Source organism: Amycolatopsis kentuckyensis (genome assembly GCF_002155975.1).
Taxonomy (GTDB): Bacteria; Actinomycetota; Actinomycetes; order Mycobacteriales; family Pseudonocardiaceae; genus Amycolatopsis; species Amycolatopsis kentuckyensis.
In genome coordinates this window covers 13822-30613 of sequence record NZ_MUMI01000119.1, presented here as the reverse complement: position 1 = coordinate 30613, position 16792 = coordinate 13822, and the positions used below count along the sequence as shown (strand labels likewise).

Below are 16792 nucleotides of genomic sequence, written 5' to 3'. Positions count from 1 at the left end.
CCTGGGCGCCGCCCAGGCACTCGGTGACGTCTTCGCCGGTCAGCTCCACGTGGATGCCGCCCGGGTAGGTGCCCAGCTTGTTGTGCACCTCGAAGAAGCCCTGGACCTCGTCCACGATGCGGTCGAAGTGGCGGGTCTTGTAGCCGGTCGACGACTCGTGGGTGTTGCCGTGCATCGGGTCGCACTGCCAGATGACCTTGTGGCCGGACGCCTCGACCTTCTCGATGATCGCCGGCAGCACCTCGCGGACCTTGCCGTTGCCCATCCGCGCGATCAGCGTCAGCCGGCCCGGCTCGAAGCGCGGGTCGAGCCGCTCGACGTACTCCACGGCCATGTCGGGCGTGGTCGTCGGGCCGATCTTCAACCCGATCGGGTTGGCCAGCAGCTCGGCGAACGCGATGTGCGCGCCGTCCAGCTGACGGGTCCGCTCGCCGACCCAGAGGAAGTGCGACGACAGGTTGTACAGCTTCGGGTTCGCCGCGTCGGCGTTGTCCAGGCGCAGCATCGACCGCTCGTAGTCGAGCAGCAGCGCCTCGTGGCTGGCGAAGATCTCGGTCGACTGCAGCGACGTGTCGGTGACGCCGCACGCCGACATGAACCGCAGGCCGCGGTCGATCTCGTTGGCCAGCGACTCGAAGCGCTGCGCCGCCGGCGAAGCCGACACGAAGTCCTTGTTCCAGTCGTGCACCTGGTGCAGGTCGGCCATGCCGGCGGCGGTGAGTGCGCGGACCAGGTTCATCGCGGCGCCCGCGTTCGCGTAGGCGCGGATCATCCGGCCCGGGTCCGGCACGCGCAGCTCGGGCTTGGCGACCAGGGAGTTGATGATGTCGCCGCGGTACACCGGCAGGCCCAGCGCGTCCGTCGAGGCCGAGCGCGGCTTCGCGTACTGGCCGGCGATGCGGCCGACCTTGACCACCGGCAGGCTCGCGCCGTAGGTGAGCACGACCGCCATCTGCAGCAGCGTGCGCAGGTTGGCCCGGATGTGCGGCTCGGTGTTGGACTCGAACGTCTCCGCGCAGTCGCCGCCCTGCAGGAGGAACGCCTCGCCGCGGGCGACCATGGCCAGCCGGCCCTTGAGCCGGTCGATCTCGGCCGGGACGGTGATCGGCGGCACGCTCTCCAGCACGCCGCGGACCCGGCGGGTCGCCTCGGGGTCGGGCCACTCCGGCTGCTGGGCGGCCGGGAGCGCCAGTGCCTTGTCGAGCCGCTGGCGCAGTTCGGGCGGCAGCGGCGGCAGCTCGGGCAGTGTGTCGACGGGGACGTCCACAGTCCAGTTCACGCTGACCAGGATAAGGTTTGCGCCGTGCTCCGCTTCGCCCGGTTGGCCACCGAGGTCCTGGCCCCCTGGGTGTGGGTCCTCACGCTGCCCCTCGCCGTCGCCTGGGACGCCACCGGGCACCGGCCGCTCCCGGCGCTGAGCTGGGGACTGCTGATCTCCGTCACCGGCTCGCTGATCCCGATGGCGGTGATCGTCCGCGGGGCGAAACGCGGCAGGTGGGACGGCCACCACGTGACGAACCGGGCCGGGCGCCGGGTCCCGCTGCTGGTCGCCGGGGTGTCGCTCGGCCTGGGCTTCGTCGTGCTGCTGGCCGGGGGCGCGCCCGCGCAGCTGATCGCCTTGGCGGCGTCGATGCTGGCGAGCCTGCTGGTCGCGGTGGCGATCACGTTCGGCGCGAAGTTCAAGATCTCCCTGCACGCCGCGGTCGCCTCGGCCGCCGTCGTGGTGCTGGCCCTGACGTACGGCCCATGGACGCTGCTGCTCGCCCTGCCCGCCGCCTGGGTGGCGTGGTCACGCGTCGCGCTGCGCGACCACACCACCCCGGAGGTGCTGGCCGGCCTGCTCATGGGGGTCGTCGTCGGCGGGGGCGGCTACTGGGTGCTGCTCACCGCCTTGCGCTGACCCCTCAGCAGGGCCGTCCCGAGGCGAACGTCGCGAACACGTTGGCGCTCGAGAACGCCGGAACCCGCAGCATCAATCCACTGTATTTCGGGCCGGTGAACAGGCACCAGTTGTCCTGACTGCCGTTTTGTTCGGCGAACGCGGTGAACGGCGGCGTGATCGACGGTGTCGGCACCCCGAGACAGAGGTCATTGCCGTCCGTGCCGAGCAGCCGGAGGCTTTCCGGAATGCAGAACGTGGTCCGGGCCGACGCCGCGGGGGCGGCCAGCAGGGCCGCGGCCAGCACGGACACGACGAAGAACATCATTCTTTTCATGATTTTCCCCTCATTTCCCCAGAGGGGGAAACGACCCCCCCTCACCGGCCAGATTGGCAGGAACCGTCCGCCGCCGGGAAGACCCCGTCACGCAAATAGCCCAGTACCGCTGCGTTGCCGCAAACGTTTTCCCGGGTGAAGACGCCGTGCCCGCCGGCGTCGACGGTCACCAGCCGCGCGCGGGCCCCGAACGCCGCCCGCGTCTCCCGCGCGCCCGACAGCGGGGTCGCCGGGTCGCGCAGGTTCTGCACCAGCAGGACGTTCGCCGGGCCGAGGCCGCCGACGCGCACCGGCGGCTCAGCGCGCTCGACGGGCCAGAACGCGCACGGGTTCACGTTCGCCGCGGCCGGGCCGAACATCGGGTGCCGCGCCCGTTCGCGTTCGACCGCGTGCTGGTAGTAGCCGACCTGCTCGGGCCAGTCGGAGTCGTTGCAGATCACCTGGAGCTGGAGCGCGGCGTGGTTGTCGCCGTCGAGCGGACCGGCCGCCGTGCGGGCGGTGCCTGCCCATTCCCGGGCCACCGCGGGAAAGGAGGCGTCGTCGTAGAGCCCGGCCCACGTGTTCGACCGGAATTCGGGCCCGCGGACGGCGGCGAGCTCGAAGAACTTCGCCGTCACTGCCGCCGGGGTCCGCCCCAGGTGGTAGACGTCGTCGCGCTGGGCCGCCCACGCGGCGAAGTCCGGGAAGCGGTCTTCGAAGCCCTCGGCGAAGCGCTGGTTGGCGCGGACGTCGAGGCCGCGCGGGCCGAGGACGCTGTCGAGCACGATCCGGTCGGTGCGGCCCGGGAACATCGACGCGTAAGCGGCGCCGAGGTAGCTGCCGTAGGAGACGCCGTAATAGGAGATCTTCTGCTCCCCCAGCGCTTCCCGGATCCGGTCGAGGTCACGGGCGGTGTTCGCGGTCGTCATGTGCGGCAGCATGTCCTTTGTGGACGCACTACCGCACTTCTCCGCCACGGCACGCGCCTTCACGGCGGTGGCGGCGACGTCGGCAGGCCCGTTCGCGTACGAGCCGAGGACCGCGCCGCGCTCTTCCGAAGTCGTCATGCCGCAGGTCACCGGCGTGCTGTAGGCGGTGCCGCGGGGGTCGAACCCGATGACGTCGTAGGCGTCCGGCAGGCCCGAGCCGCCCATGCGCTGCAGCAGCTGCGCGGGCATGGCGAGGCCGGGACTGCCCGGCCCGCCGGGGTTCATCAGCAGCACGCCGCGGCGCTTGCCCGGGGTGCCGGCGTGACGGGACAGCGTCAGGTCGATGGTGCGGTCCGGGTGCGCGTAGTCGAGCGGCACGCGCAGGGTGGCGCATTCGAGCCCGGCCGTCGGGGACGGCGTCATGCCGTAGTCCGGGCAGGGGGTCGTCCACTGGAGTCGTGGTGCCGCCTCCGCCGGCGGCGCGGCGAGCAGGGGCAGGAAAGCCAGGGCGATCAGGATTTTCCGCATGCTCCGAGCCTGGCCCGCCCGGAGCGCGCGGACGTCAGCCCAGGGACCGGAACTCTCGCTCCGCCCCTGGGCTGACGGGCGGTCACGCGGCTTGCGCGCGGTTGTACAGGTTCTGCGCGTCGGCGCCGAAGTACGGCCCGAACATGTAGCCGGGCAGGAAGTTGTAGCCGAAGCTGTTCACCGAGGCCTGCACGCCGGTGCCGGTGCCCTCGTTGAACGACAGGAACCACGGACCGCCGCTGGAGCCACCGGTCATGTTGCAGTTCATGCCGTGGTCCTTGGTCAGCAGGAAGTCGGTGAAGGTGCTGCCGCTGCAGTAGATCAGCTTCGTGCCGTCGTAGGGCGCCGCGGCCGGGTAGCCGAAGGTGTACATGCTCTGGTTCTTCGGCTGGTTGAAGGCGATGCCCTGCGCGCCGACGACGTCGGTGAGCCGCTGGGAGTTGAGCGGGTTCACGACGGCCATGCCGACGTCGTAGTTGATGTCCTCGCTGGCTTCCCACTGCGGCGTGGTGAGGGTGGTCTTCGCCGCCCACTGGCCGTACGGGGCGTTGCCGTTGTTGTAGCCGGGCACGAAGACCCACTGGGTGTGCCAGGTGCCCTGGTACTTCACGCAGTGCCCGGCGGTGACGACGACACTGCCGTTGGTGCTGGTGACGGCGTCCCCGGAGCACGACGCTTTCTGGCCGTTGAACAGGAAGAACACGCGCCCGGCGGTTTGCGTGACCTTGCCGCCGCCGGTCCAGGGCCCCCCGCCGTTCGGGATGCTCTGGATGATCGCGCTCTGCCCTTTCGCCACGTCTTTCGGCGTGAAGGCCGGGGCTTTGACGAGCGAGTCCATCGGAACGGCCGCCCGCATCGCATCGGGCGTCCAGAAGGGTTTCGGTGCGGCCTGGGCGGGGGCCCCGACCAGGGCGAACGCGAGGGAGAGGACGGCGGTGACCACCGCGGCCCGGAGTTTCGTGTGCTTCAAGACGCCCCACCTTCCGCAGAAGTGAATCGTCGCAAAGGCGACACAGCTACTCGAAAGTAGTTGGCTGTGTACACAGTGCACAGCCGCCGTTTGGCGTAACGCTTTCAGAACGCGCCGAGGCCCCCTCACCAGCGGTGAGGGGGCCTCCGAGACGAACGGATCAGACGACCGCGAGCGGCAGCGCCGTCGGGTGGACCGGGGCCGGGAGGTCGGACGCGCCGGTCAGGTACGTGTCCACCGCGTTGGCCACCGAGCGGCCCTCCGCGATCGCCCAGACCACCAGGGACGCGCCGCGGTGGGCGTCGCCGCAGACGAACACGCCCGGCGACTCCGTCTGCCAGTCCGCGCCGCACGACAGGGTTCCGCGGCGGGTCAGCGAGAGACCCAGGCCGCCCAGCAGGGGCATCTCCTCGACGCCTTCGAAGCCGATCGCCAGCAGGACCAGGTCCGCCGGGAGCGTCTCGACCTCGTCGTTGATCGGGATGACCTCGCGGCGGCCGGTGGCCGGGTCCTTCTGGACGCGGACCTGCTGCAGCTCCACTGCCGTCACGCGGCCCTCGTCGTTGCCGACGAAGCGCTTCACCGCCACCGCGAACTTGCGCTCGCCCGCCTCCTCGTGCGCCGCGTAGGTGCGCAGGATGTACGGCCAGGTCGGCCACGGCGACCGCTCGTCGTCCCGGACCGACGGCGGCGTCGGGTACTGGTCGAGCTGCGTCACCGACAGCGCGCCCTGGCGGGTGGCCGTGCCGTAGGAGTCCGCGCCGGTGTCGCCGCCGCCGATGATCACCACGTGCTTGCCGCGGGCGTCGATCGACGGGGGGCCGTCGCCTTCGACGTACTTGTTGGCCGGGACCAGGTGCTCCATCGCCAAGTGGATGCCCTTGAGGTCGCGGCCCGGCGTCGTGGTGTCGTCGCGGCCGCGCAGCGCGCCCACCGCGAGCACGACGGCGTCGTACTGCGCGCGCAGGTCGTCCACCGACAGGTCGACGCCGACCTCGCAGCCCGTCACGAACCGGGTGCCTTCCTTGCGCAGCTGCGCCAGGCGCCGGTCGAGGACCTTCTTCTCCATCTTGAACTCGGGGATGCCGTAGCGCAGCAGCCCGCCGAGCCGGTCGTCGCGCTCGAAGACGGTGACCTCGTGGCCGGCGCGGGTCAGCTGCTGGGCGGCGGCGAGGCCGGCCGGCCCGGAGCCGACGATCGCCACCCGGCGGCCACTGGACACTTCGGACACCTGCGGCTGGACGTAGCCCGCTTCCCAGGACTGGTCGGCGATCGTCTGCTCGACGCGCTTGATCGACACCGGCCCGCCGGACAGCGGCGAAATGGACAGCACGCAGCCGGCCTCGCACGGCGCCGGGCACAGCTTCCCGGTGAACTCGGGGAAGTTGTTGGTGGCGTGCAGCCGGTCGCTCGCCGCGGCCCAGTCGCCGCGGCGGACCAGGTCGTTCCACTCCGGGATCAGGTTGCCCAGCGGGCAGCCGGAACCACCGGAGTGGCAGAACGGGATGCCGCAGTCCATGCACCGCGACGCCTGCTTGCGCACGCTTTCGTTGCGCTCGGCCGGGGGGACGTCCGCGTAGACCTCGCCCCACGAGGAAAGCCGTTCCTCGTAGGACTTCTTCTTCGGTTCTTCGCGGTCGTACTTCAGGAAACCGGTCGGGTCAGCCACGAGCGGCCTCCATGATCGCCTCGTCGACGTCGCGGCCGGCGGCACGTGCCGCCTTCGCCGCGTCCAGGACCCGCTGGTAGTCGCGCGGCATCACCTTCGTGAACGCCACGGACCGGCGCGGCCAGTCGCCGAGCAGCGAGGCCGCCACCGCGGAGCGGGTGAGATCGTAGTGCTGTTGCACGGTTTTCTTGAGCCACGCCAGGTCGTCGGCGGTCGGCCGGAGCAGGTCCACCATGTCCTGGTTGACCTTCTTCGCGTCGACGTCGAGGACGAAGGCGATGCCGCCCGACATGCCGGCCGCCAGGTTCCGCCCGGTCGGGCCGAGCACCACCGCGCGGCCGCCGGTCATGTACTCGAAGGCGTGGTCGCCGACACCCTCGGCGACGACCGTGGCGCCGGAGTTGCGGACGCAGAAGCGTTCGCCGACCTGGCCGCGCAGGAAGATCTCGCCCCCGGTGGCGCCGTAGGCGATCGTGTTGCCCGCGATCGTCTGCGCCTCGGCGGCGAAGGACGCCTCCGGGTCGGGGCGGACCACGATCCGGCCGCCGGAGAGGCCCTTGCCGACGTAGTCGTTCGCGTCGCCGACCATGTCGAGGGTGATGCCGCGCGGCAGGAACGCGCCGAGCGACTGGCCCGCCGACCCGGTGAGCGTGACGTGGATCGTGCCCTCGGGCAGGCCGTCGCCGCCGTAGCGGCGGGTGATCTCCGAGCCCAGCAGCGTGCCGACCGTCCGGTTGACGTTGCGCACCGGCAGCTCGATGTTCACGTGGTGCGCGTCTTCCAGGGCCGCCTCGGCGAGCTGGATGAGCGTGCGGTCCAGCGCGTGCTCGAGGCCGTGGTCCTGCCCGCGGGTGCGCCGCTTGGCGCCGCCGTACGGCGTCTCCGAAGGCATCTCGAAGATCGGCTTCAGGTCGAGCCCGGACGCCTTCCAGTGGTCGACGGCCTCGTCGGTGTTCAGCAGCTCGGCGTGGCCGATGGCCTCGTCGAGCGTGCGGAAGCCCAGCGCGGCCAGGGTTTCCCGGACTTCTTCGGCGACGAACTTGAAGAAGTTGACCACGTGCTCGACCTGGCCGGTGTAGCGCTTGCGCAGCTCGGGGCTCTGCGTGGCGACGCCGACCGGGCAGGTGTCGAGGTGGCAGACGCGCATCATGATGCAGCCCGCGACGACGAGGGGGGCCGTCGCGAAGCCGTACTCCTCGGCGCCGAGCAGCGCCGCGATGACGACGTCGCGCCCGGTCTTCATGGCGCCGTCCACCTGCACGGTGATCCGGTCACGCAGGCCGTTGAGCAGCAGCGTCTGCTGGGTCTCGGCCAGGCCGATCTCCCACGGCGTGCCCGCGTGCTTGAGCGAGTTCATCGGGGACGCGCCGGTGCCGCCGTCGTGGCCGGAGATGAGCACGACGTCGGCGTGCGCCTTGGACACGCCGGCCGCGACCGTGCCGACGCCGAGCGAGGACACCAGCTTCACGTGGATGCGGGCGTGCTCGTTGGCGTTCTTGAGGTCGTGGATCAGCTGGGCCAGGTCCTCGATGGAGTAGATGTCGTGGTGCGGCGGCGGCGAAATGAGGCCGACGCCCGGCGTCGAGTGCCGGGTCCGCGCGATCCACGGGTACACCTTGTTCGGCGGCAGCTGGCCGCCCTCGCCGGGCTTCGCGCCCTGCGCCATCTTGATCTGGATGTCGTCGGCGTTGACCAGGTACTCGCTCGTGACGCCGAAGCGGCCCGAAGCGACCTGCTTGATCGCGCTGCGGCGCTCGGGGTCGTAGAGCCGCTCGGGGTCCTCGCCGCCTTCGCCGGTGTTGGAGCGGCCGCCGATGCGGTTCATCGCGATGGCCAGCGTTTCGTGCGCCTCGGCCGAGATCGAGCCGTAGGACATCGCGCCGGTGTTGAAGCGCTTGAAGATCGCTTCGGCGGGCTCGACCTCGTCCAGCGGCACCGGCTCGCGGACGCCGTCCTTGAACTTGAACAGCCCGCGCAGCGTGCCGCCCTCGCGGTAGAGGCGGTGCACCTCTTCGGTGTACTTCCGGTAGACCTCGTCGCGGCCGGTCTTGGACGCGTGCTGCAGCAGGAACACCGTCTCCGGCGTGAACAGGTGCAGCTCGCCCTCGCGGCGGTAGGCGTACTCGCCGCCGGTGTCGAGTCCACGGTGGACGCGGTCGGTCGGGTTCTCCGGGTACGCGCGGCGGTGGCGCGTCGCGACCTCTTCGGCGAGCACCTCCAGGCCGACGCCGCCGAGCTTCGACGACGTCCCGGTGAAGTACTCGTCGAGCAGGTCCTGGCTCAGGCCGAGGGATTCGAAGACCTGGGCGGCGGTGTACGCGCCGACCGTGGAGATGCCCATCTTGGACATGATCTTCAGGACGCCCTTGACCAGGGCGTACACGTAGTTGCGGACCGCCTTGGCCGGCTCGATGCCGGTGACCGCGCCCTGGCCGATCATGTCTTCGATGGTCTCGAAGGCCAGGTACGGGTTGACCGCGGCGGCGCCGTAGCCGAGCAGCAGCGCGATGTGGTGCACCTCGCGCGCGTCCCCGGATTCGACCACCAGCGCGACGCGCAGGCGTTCCTTGGTGCGGACCAGGTGGTGGTGCACCGCCGACACGAGCAGCAGCGACGGGATCGGCGCCATCCGGTGGTCGGAGTCGCGATCGGACAGCACGAGCGTGCGCGCGCCGGCCGCGATCGCCTCGGAGGCTTCCCGCCGGACGCGCTCGATCGCGCCCGCGAGCGCTTCCGCGCCGCCGTCCACTTCGTACAGTCCGGAAAGGACGCTGCAGGCGAAGCCGGGGAGGTCGCCGTCGTCGTTGATGTGGATGAGCTTGGCGAGCTCGTCGTTGTCGATGACCGGGTACGGCAGCTTCAGGTGGCGACAGGACGCCGGGCCCGGGGCTAGGAGGTTGCGCTCCGGGCCCATGATCCGCGCCATGCAGGTGACGAGCTCCTCGCGGATCGCGTCCAGCGGCGGGTTGGTCACCTGGGCGAAGTTCTGCTTGAAGTAGTCGTAGAGCAGGCGAGATCGCTTCGACAGCACGGCGGGCGGGGTGTCGGTGCCCATCGAGCCGATCGGCTCGGCGCCCTTTTCGGCCATCGGCGCGAGCAGGATCTTGAGCTCTTCTTCGGTGTAGCCGAAGGAAAGCTGGCGGCGCAGCACGGAGTCGTGGCTCTGCACGACGTGGTCGCGGTCGGGCAGCTCGGCGATCTTGAGCAGGCCCGCGTGCAGCCACGAGTCGTAGGGCAGCTCGGCGGCCAGCGCGGACTTGACCTCTTCGTCGTCCACGATCCGGCCGGCCTCGGTGTCGACCAGGAACATCTTGCCGGGCTTGAGCCGGCCCTTGGCGACGACGTCCTTCGGGGCGACGTCCAGGACGCCCGCCTCGCTGGCCAGGACCACGCGGTCGTCGGCCGTGCGCCACCAGCGGGCGGGACGCAGGCCGTTGCGGTCCAGGACCGCGCCGACCAGGCTGCCGTCGGTGAAGGTGACGCAGGCCGGGCCGTCCCACGGCTCCATGAGGCTCGCGTGGAACTGGTAGAAAGCGCGCCGCTCGGGCTTCATGGTGGCGTGGTTCTCCCACGCCTCCGGGATCATCATCAGCACCGCGTGCGGCAGCGACCGGCCGCCCAGGTGCAGCAGCTCGAGCACCTCGTCGAAGGACGCCGAGTCCGAGGCGTCCGGCGAGCAGATCGGGAAGAGCCTGCTCAGGTCGCCGGTGATGACGTCGGATTCGAGCAGCGCCTCGCGGGCCCGCATGCGGTTGCGGTTGCCGCGGATGGTGTTGATTTCCCCGTTGTGGGCGACGAACCGGAACGGGTGGGCCAGCGGCCACGACGGGAAGGTGTTGGTGGAGAAGCGGGAGTGCACCAGCGCGATGGCGCTTTCCAGGCGTTCGTCGCGGAGGTCGCCGAAGAACGCGGGCAGCTGCTCCGGCGTCACCATGCCCTTGTAGACGATCGTCCGCGAGGACAGGGACGGGAAGTACGTGCCGCAGCCGGCGTTCGCGCTCTCGTTTTCGACGCGCTTGCGCAGGCAGAAGGCGAGCCTGTCCAGCTCGAGGCCGGATTTTCCGTCGCCGGTGACGAACAGCATGGCGAAGTGCGGCATCACCGAACGGGCGGTCGGGCCGATGTCGGCGCGATCGGCGTCGACGGGGACCACGCGCCAGCCGAGGACCTCCAGTCCTTCTTCGACGGCGATGCGTTCGGCCAGCTCGACGGCCTTGCGGCGCTGTTCGGCGTCTTGAGGCAGGAACGCGATGCCGGCGGCGTAGGTGTGGTGGCCGTGTTCGTCGGGCGCGGGCAGCGCGAAGCCGGCCTCGGCGCGCAGCAGCGCGTCGGGCAGCTGCAGCAGGATGCCGGCGCCGTCGCCGCTGGTGGGCTCGGCGCCCGCGGCGCCGCGGTGGTCGAGGTTGGTCAGCGCGGCCAGGCCGTCGGTGACGATGCCGTGGGAGCGGCGCCCGCGGATGTCGGCCACCATGGCCACACCACAGGAGTCCTGTTCGGTCTCCGGATCGTAGAGACCCTGCTTGCCGGGAATGGCGGAGAAGATCATGAAGGGACCTCCTTCGTCGTCTTGTCGTGCGGGGCCGGGCTACCGGCCGGGGAGCGCACGGGACGACGATGGCCCGCTTCGTTAGCGCGACTTTAACACCTGGGAAACACCGCAGCAGCACTCCAGAGCGCCTCGAGCGACGTCGGACGGTAACGATCTGGCTGCGCGGAACGACATAGTTCCTGATGGGTTCCCGGTAGTTCGTTCGGCTAAGTATACGGCTCGGAAACTCCGGTCAAGACCAACGTGACGTGATCGGCGCAGTGTGTCCCCGGTCACTAGAACGTGTTACATTTCGCCGCATGATCCTCGATCGGTTCAAGCTCACCGACCAGGTGGCGGTGGTCACCGGAGCAGGGCGCGGAATCGGCGCCGCCACCGCGGTGGCCCTCGCCGAAGCGGGCGCCGACGTGGTGATCGCGTCCCGCACCGAGGCCCAGCTCAAGGAGATCGCCGCCCAGGTTTCGGCGGTCGGGCGGCGCGCCGTTCCGGTGCCGGTGGACCTCGCCTCGCCGGAAGCCGCCGCGGCACTGGCCGAGACGGCCGTGTCGGAGTTCGGGCGGCTCGACCTGGTGGTCAACAACGTGGGCGGCACGTACCCGCGCCCGTTGCTGGAGTCGACGGTGGACTTCATGGAGGAAGCGTTCCGCTTCAACGTGGCGACGGCCCACGCGTTGACCGTCGCGGCGGCACCTTCGCTGGTGAAGACGGGCGGCTCGGTCGTCAACATCTCGTCGGTGATGGGCCGGGTGTCAGGCCGCGGCTTCGCGGCGTACGGAACGGCGAAGGCGGCGTTGGCCCATTACACGCGCCTGGCGGCGGCGGACCTGGCGCCGAAGGTGCGGGTGAACGCGATCTCGGTGGGCTCGGTGGCGACGTCGGCGCTGGAGATCGTGGTGGGCAACCCGGAGCTGAAGTCGAAGATGGAGTCGGCGACGCCGCTGCACAGGATCGGCGAGCCGGAGGACATCGCGGCGACGGTGGTGTTCCTGGCCTCCCGGGCCGGCGGGTACGTCACGGGCAAGATCCTCGAGGTCGACGGCGGGTTGCAGGCGCCGAACCTCGAGCTGGGGCTGCCCGACCTCTAACGCTCAGCTCTCGCTGGTCTTCTTCGGCTCCTCCGCCGGCGCCTCCTCGGCCGCGGCGCTTTCGGCCGGAGCTTCGGCGGCGACCTTGGCGTGCTCGGGCTCGCCGGCGGTGGCGGACCCGGCCTCGGAAGTCTCGGAAGCCTCGGAAGGCTCCGAGGCCTCGGGCTCCGAAGCCGTCACCGGGACCTCGTCCGGCCCAGGCGCGTCCTTGCTCACCAACGTCTCCGGCGCCTCCCGCGGCCCCCGCCGTCCGGCGACCACGAAGTACGCCACCGCGCCGAGGAACAGCAGGATCGACGTCCACACGTTCACCCGCAGCCCGAGGATGTGGTTCGCCGTGTCCGTCCGCATCATCTCGATCCAGCCGCGGCCCACCGTGTAGCCCGCCACGTACAGCGCGAACGCCCGGCCGTGGCCCAGCTTGAACTTGCGGTCCGCCCACACCACCAGCAGCGCGACCAGCAGGTTCCAGATCAGCTCGTACAGGAACGTCGGGTGGACCGGGCTCTCCGGCAGCGGGATGTGCCCGGTCGCGACGCCGTTCAGGAGGTTGTTCGGGTCCTCCGGGTTGAAGCGCTGGAAGACCTCGAGGCCCCACGGCAGGTCCGTGTGCGCGCCGTACAGCTCCTGGTTGAAGTAGTTGCCGATGCGGCCGATGGCCTGCGCGACGACGATGCCCGGGGCCACCGCGTCGGCCATCGCCGGCAGCGGGATGCCCTTGCGGCGGCAGGCGATGAGCGCGCCCACCGCGCCCAGGGCGATCGCGCCCCAGATGCCGAGGCCGCCGTCCCAGATCGCGAACGCGTTCCACGGGTTGCGGCCCTCGGTGAAGTACAGCTCGGGGTCGGTGATCACGTGGTACAACCGGCCGCCGACCAGGCCGAACGGCACCGCGAACACCGCGATGTCGATCACCGTGCCCTTGGTGCCGCCGCGGGCCGCCCAGCGGCGCTCGCCCCACCAGATCGCCACGATGATGCCGGCGATGATGCACAGGGCGTACGCGCGGAGCGGGATCGGTCCCAGGTGCCAGACACCGCGGTCGGGGCTGGGGATCGTCGCGAGGTAGGCGCTCATCACGCGGCCACCGTAGCGCTAAGGCACCGGAGCTTCCAAGGCGGCCAGGTACCCCGCCACCAGCGCGTGCGCGACCTGGGTGACGGCTTGGTCACGCGGCAGGAACCGGTCGTCGTGCAGGCTCGGCACGCCCGCCGTGTCGCCGAGGCCGACGAACAGCATCAGGCCGCGGGTCGCGCCGCCGCAGTAGTGGGCGAAGTCGTCGGCGCCGAACGACCGGAACTGGTCGTCGACGACGAAGCCCGCGTGCCGCAGCCACCGCTGTGCGCCCGCGGCCAGCGCCGGGTCGTTGTCCAGGACCGGCTCGCACGGGCTGATCTCCAGCTCGGCCGTGCAGCCGTGCGCCCGCGCGGTGCCGTGCACGATGTCGGCCAGCGTTTCCAGGGCGCGCTCGCGGTCCTTCGTGCGCATCAGGCGCAGCGAGCCGAACGCGCTCGCGCTGTTCGGGACGACGTTGGCCGCCGCGCCGCCCTGGATCCGGCCGATCGAGCAGACCGCGCCGAACACCGGGTCGATCCGCCGCGACGGGAGCTGCTGCAGGCTCACGACCAGCTGCGACAGCGCCAGGATGGGGTCACGCAGCAGGTGCGGGTAGCCGGCGTGGCCGCCCTGGCCGTACATGGTCACCTCGAACTCGTCGGTGGAGGCGTTCACCGGCCCCGGCGCCGCCGAGACGACGCCGTGCGCGATCCGCGGCTGGACGTGCGCGCCGATCACCGTGTCCACCCCGTGCTCGGCGAGCACCCCGGATTCGACGACGTCGAGCGCGCCGGGCGGGGACGTCTCCTCCCGGGGCTGGAGCAGCGCCAGGATGGGCCGCGGCACGCCGACGCGCTGCGCGGCCCGGCAGACGGCGACCAGCGCGGCGAGGTGGACGTCGTGGCCGCACGCGTGCATGAACTCGTTCCCGGACGCCCACGGCACGCCGGTGCCCTCCAGCACCGGAAGGGCGTCGAGCTCGGCCCGCAGCGCCACCGCGGGACCACCCGCCGAGCCGGGCAGCGGGATCGCGCGGCCGGTCTTGGCGACGCGGGTCCCGTCACCCGCGCCGAGCGCGCCGGCGACCAGGCGGGCGGTGTCCTCCTCGTCGCCGGAGCCGCGGGGGTCGGCGTGCACGGCGTGCCGGAGCTCGACGGCGGCGGGCAGTTCGGCGGCGATCGCCTGCGTCCACCGGGTCCACAGATCACTCACACGTGCTCCAAGCGGTAGATCCTCTTCGCGTTCTCGTGCCCCACCAAAGCACACAGCCGGACGGCGTCCTTTTCGGACATCGCGTCGGCCGCCAGAGCGGCCCGCAGGAAGTCCGACAGTCCCTGCCGGAACAGGGCCGTGCCCAGGTGGTACAGCTCGGCCAGGCCGAAGGCGTCGGTGGAGAAGAGCACCTTCCCGAACGGCGCGAGCTCCAGGAGCTCGGCCAGCACGGCCGGCGCCCGGAAGCCCGCGTTGTGCGTGATGAGCCCGGCGTCCACGAACACGTGCTCGAAGACCTGCGCCAGATACGCGGCGTGGCGGTGGAACGGGTAGTTGTGCAGCAGCAGGATGGGCACGCCGCTGCCGCGGGTGGCCCGCAGCAGCCCGGTGAGCAGCAGCGGGTCGCAGCGGTGCAGGTCGACGTCGGCGTCGCCGTAGCCGACGTGGAACTGCACCGGCAGGCCCAGGTCGAGGCCGGTGAACACGAGGTGGCGGTGCAGCACCTCGTCGGCCAGGCGGGTGCCGCCCGCGGCGAGCCACCGCCCGGCCGCGGCCTCGACCTCCGCCGCCGACGGCCGCTCCCCCGCCAGCTCCAGGCCGACGCGGTAGGCCGCGATCGACTTGAGCCCGACGGCCGTCGCGGCGCGTTTCTCCAGTTCGCCGGCGAAAGCCGCGGCGAAGCCGGCCGCGGAGGACCCCCGGATCACCGCCTCCGCGACCTGTTCCAGCCGGACGACGTCGTGCGCGCGGGTGCCCGCGAGCTCGGCGAACCTCGGCGTGGTGGTCAGCGAGTCGGGCCGGAAACCGCCGTCCAGGAGGAAGTCGGTCGTGCCGGTGGCCCGCAGGAACCGCCGGGCCACCTCGGCCGCGCCCAGTTCGGCGCGGCGCTCGAGGTAGGCCTCGGCCGGAGCGTGCTTCGGCAGGTCGAGCACGGGTGCGCAGCGTTCGCGCACGGCCAGCCCGATCAGCGAGTCGAACAGGCTCGTGCCCAGCGGCGAGACGGCGTCGGCCTCGGTCAGCATCGCCTCGAAGTCCGCGCGGGCCACGTCCCGGGTGACGACGCCGTGGCAGTGGTGGTCCACCAGCGGAAGATCCGCGACGAAGGGGAGCAAACCGGTCATGTGCCTCCGTCCACACTCGTCAGCCTCTCCCCCACCCTACGAGCGAACCGCGGCGCCGACAGCACCAAGATCACCGCGAGCACCAGCACCGCCGCGGCGACCACCGGGAACCAGCGCGCCGGGCCTTCGGCCGGGTACGGCACCACGTTGACGTACACGGTGTACCCGAGCACGGCGAGCGCTCCGACCGGGAAGACGAGGTGCCACCCCGGCACGCGCATCCGGCGCTTCACGAACAGCAGCTGGATCGCGCCGATCGTGGTGAGCAGGTAGATCACCAGCAGGACGAGCGTCCCGATCGAACCGGACCAGGCGAACGTGTCCGACGCCGTCGCGCCGAAGAACACCGCGCACACCACGATGATCAGCGCCGCCGCGGCGGTCACCGCGCTCACCGCGGCCACCGGCGTTCCGCGCGAGGACGTCCGGCCGATGCCGCGGCCGCCGACCGCGTCGCGGCCCAGGGCGTAGAGCAACCGGGAACCGCCGACGACGCAGGCGAGGCAGCAGCCGAACGCGCTGATCGCCGCACCCACGCTGATGACGTCGCCGGCCCAGGCGCCCGCGTACCGGCTGCCGAGGTCGCCGAGCAGGGACGGCGAGTCGTGGAACGCGCTCGCGTCGCCGCCGAACGCCATCATCTCCACCGCCGTCACCACCACGAAGTAGAGGCCGCCGAAGATCGCCGTGCCGAGGATCGCGCGCGGGATGTTGCGCCTCGGGTCGTGGGTTTCCTCGCCGAGCGTCGCGGCGGCTTCGAACCCCGCGAAGGACAGGAAGCCGAAGACCGCGCCGAGGAACACGCCGGACAGCCCGGTTTCCGGCACGAAGACGTCCATCGTGAAACGGGCGCCGCCGGGGGCGTTCCCGGCGAGGAGCCGAACCAGGATCACGACCGTGACCAGCAGGATCACCGCGATCGTCGCGCCTTCGACGGCGAGCAGCGTGCTCGTGCCGCGGCGGGCGGGCACCACCGACAGCAGCCACGCGCCGGCCAGCGCGACGGCCGTCAGCACGAACGGGCCCCACGACGGCGGATCCGGCCAGATCCCGGTCTGGGTCAGGAAAGCCGTGCCCAGCGTGCCCGCGGCCGAGCTCGTGACGACGGCGTAGAACGTGTACGTGCCCAGGAGCCCGATGCCGGAGACGACGCCCGCGCGCGGGCCGAGGGTGGCGCCGACGAACGCGTACACCGAGCCGGCGTGCTGGTAGTACTGGCAGAGCTTGACGAAGCCGTACGCGACCAGCAGGACGCCGACCGCGGAGAGCAGGAAGGCGAGCGGGACGGCGCGGCCGGCGGCGCCCGCGGTCTGCTGGGGGTTGATGTTGGCGGCCATGCTGGGGGCCATCAACGCCACGGACAGGCCGACGGCCTGCCAGACGGACAGGGAACGGCGCAGCCCTGGACGGGTTTCGACGGTGTCTGACAAGATCTTCACCCTCTTCCTAGGTGAGCGGATCCAGTGAACAGCGACGGG

Annotated in this window: 12 protein-coding genes; 2 read left to right on the top strand and 10 right to left on the bottom strand. The window is 71.3% G+C overall.

The window, feature by feature from the left end; translation table 11 throughout:
• On the bottom strand, nucleotides 1-1279 hold a 1279-nt coding region (locus CCN39_RS12885), incomplete at its 3' end, for a class II 3-deoxy-7-phosphoheptulonate synthase (protein WP_167455058.1).
• Nucleotides 1280-1303: 24 nt separating this feature from the next.
• Between CCN39_RS12885 and CCN39_RS12880 the strand changes: the two genes are divergently transcribed.
• Nucleotides 1304-1900, top strand: coding sequence for a phosphatase PAP2 family protein (locus CCN39_RS12880; RefSeq protein ID WP_086841665.1), 597 nt, complete (start codon nucleotides 1304-1306; stop codon nucleotides 1898-1900).
• Nucleotides 1901-1904: 4 nt separating this feature from the next.
• On the opposite strand, the gene CCN39_RS12875 is transcribed toward CCN39_RS12880, so the two are convergent.
• The 5 genes from CCN39_RS12875 to gltB all read right to left on the bottom strand — a co-directional run bounded on the left by CCN39_RS12875 (nucleotide 1905) and on the right by gltB (nucleotide 10837).
• On the bottom strand, nucleotides 1905-2216 hold the full coding sequence (locus CCN39_RS12875; RefSeq protein WP_143264026.1) for a hypothetical protein: 312 nt from the start codon (nucleotides 2214-2216) through the stop codon (nucleotides 1905-1907).
• 41 nt (nucleotides 2217-2257) lie between these two features.
• Nucleotides 2258-3652: an alpha/beta hydrolase gene (locus CCN39_RS12870; RefSeq protein WP_086841661.1), complete on the bottom strand. Its 1395-nt coding sequence runs from the start codon at nucleotides 3650-3652 to the stop codon at nucleotides 2258-2260.
• An 82-nt stretch (nucleotides 3653-3734) separates the two neighbouring features.
• Nucleotides 3735-4622, bottom strand: coding sequence for a trypsin-like serine peptidase (locus CCN39_RS12865; RefSeq protein ID WP_086841660.1), 888 nt, complete (start codon nucleotides 4620-4622; stop codon nucleotides 3735-3737).
• A gap of 160 nt (nucleotides 4623-4782) precedes the next feature.
• Nucleotides 4783-6291, bottom strand: a complete 1509-nt coding sequence (locus CCN39_RS12860; protein ID WP_086841658.1) for a glutamate synthase subunit beta — start codon at nucleotides 6289-6291, stop codon at nucleotides 4783-4785.
• Complete coding sequence (gltB, locus tag CCN39_RS12855; RefSeq protein ID WP_086841656.1) at nucleotides 6284-10837, bottom strand: glutamate synthase large subunit; 4554 nt, start codon at nucleotides 10835-10837, stop codon at nucleotides 6284-6286. The genes CCN39_RS12860 and gltB overlap by 8 nt, the downstream gene beginning before the upstream one ends.
• Nucleotides 10838-11139: 302 nt before the next feature.
• On the opposite strand from gltB, the gene CCN39_RS12850 reads away from it, so the two are divergent.
• Nucleotides 11140-11925, top strand: a complete 786-nt coding sequence (locus tag CCN39_RS12850; protein ID WP_086841654.1) for an SDR family oxidoreductase — start codon at nucleotides 11140-11142, stop codon at nucleotides 11923-11925.
• A gap of 3 nt (nucleotides 11926-11928) precedes the next feature.
• On the opposite strand, the gene lgt is transcribed toward CCN39_RS12850, so the two are convergent.
• The 4 genes from lgt to CCN39_RS12830 are packed head-to-tail and all read right to left on the bottom strand — an operon-like array spanning nucleotide 11929 to nucleotide 16753.
• Nucleotides 11929-13002, bottom strand: coding sequence for a prolipoprotein diacylglyceryl transferase (gene lgt, locus CCN39_RS12845; RefSeq protein WP_208630223.1), 1074 nt, complete (start codon nucleotides 13000-13002; stop codon nucleotides 11929-11931).
• A gap of 18 nt (nucleotides 13003-13020) precedes the next feature.
• Nucleotides 13021-14193: a M20 metallopeptidase family protein gene (locus CCN39_RS12840; RefSeq protein ID WP_086841650.1), complete on the bottom strand. Its 1173-nt coding sequence runs from the start codon at nucleotides 14191-14193 to the stop codon at nucleotides 13021-13023.
• Nucleotides 14190-15314 carry an amidohydrolase family protein gene (locus tag CCN39_RS12835; RefSeq protein ID WP_086841649.1) on the bottom strand — a complete coding sequence of 375 codons (1125 nt, stop codon included), beginning with the start codon at nucleotides 15312-15314 and terminating at the stop codon, nucleotides 14190-14192. The genes CCN39_RS12840 and CCN39_RS12835 overlap by 4 nt, the downstream gene beginning before the upstream one ends.
• A complete protein-coding gene (locus tag CCN39_RS12830) occupies nucleotides 15311-16753 on the bottom strand; it encodes an APC family permease (RefSeq protein WP_086841647.1) in 1443 nt (480 codons plus the stop codon). The genes CCN39_RS12835 and CCN39_RS12830 overlap by 4 nt, the downstream gene beginning before the upstream one ends.
• Between the last annotated feature and the right edge of the window lie 39 nt (nucleotides 16754-16792).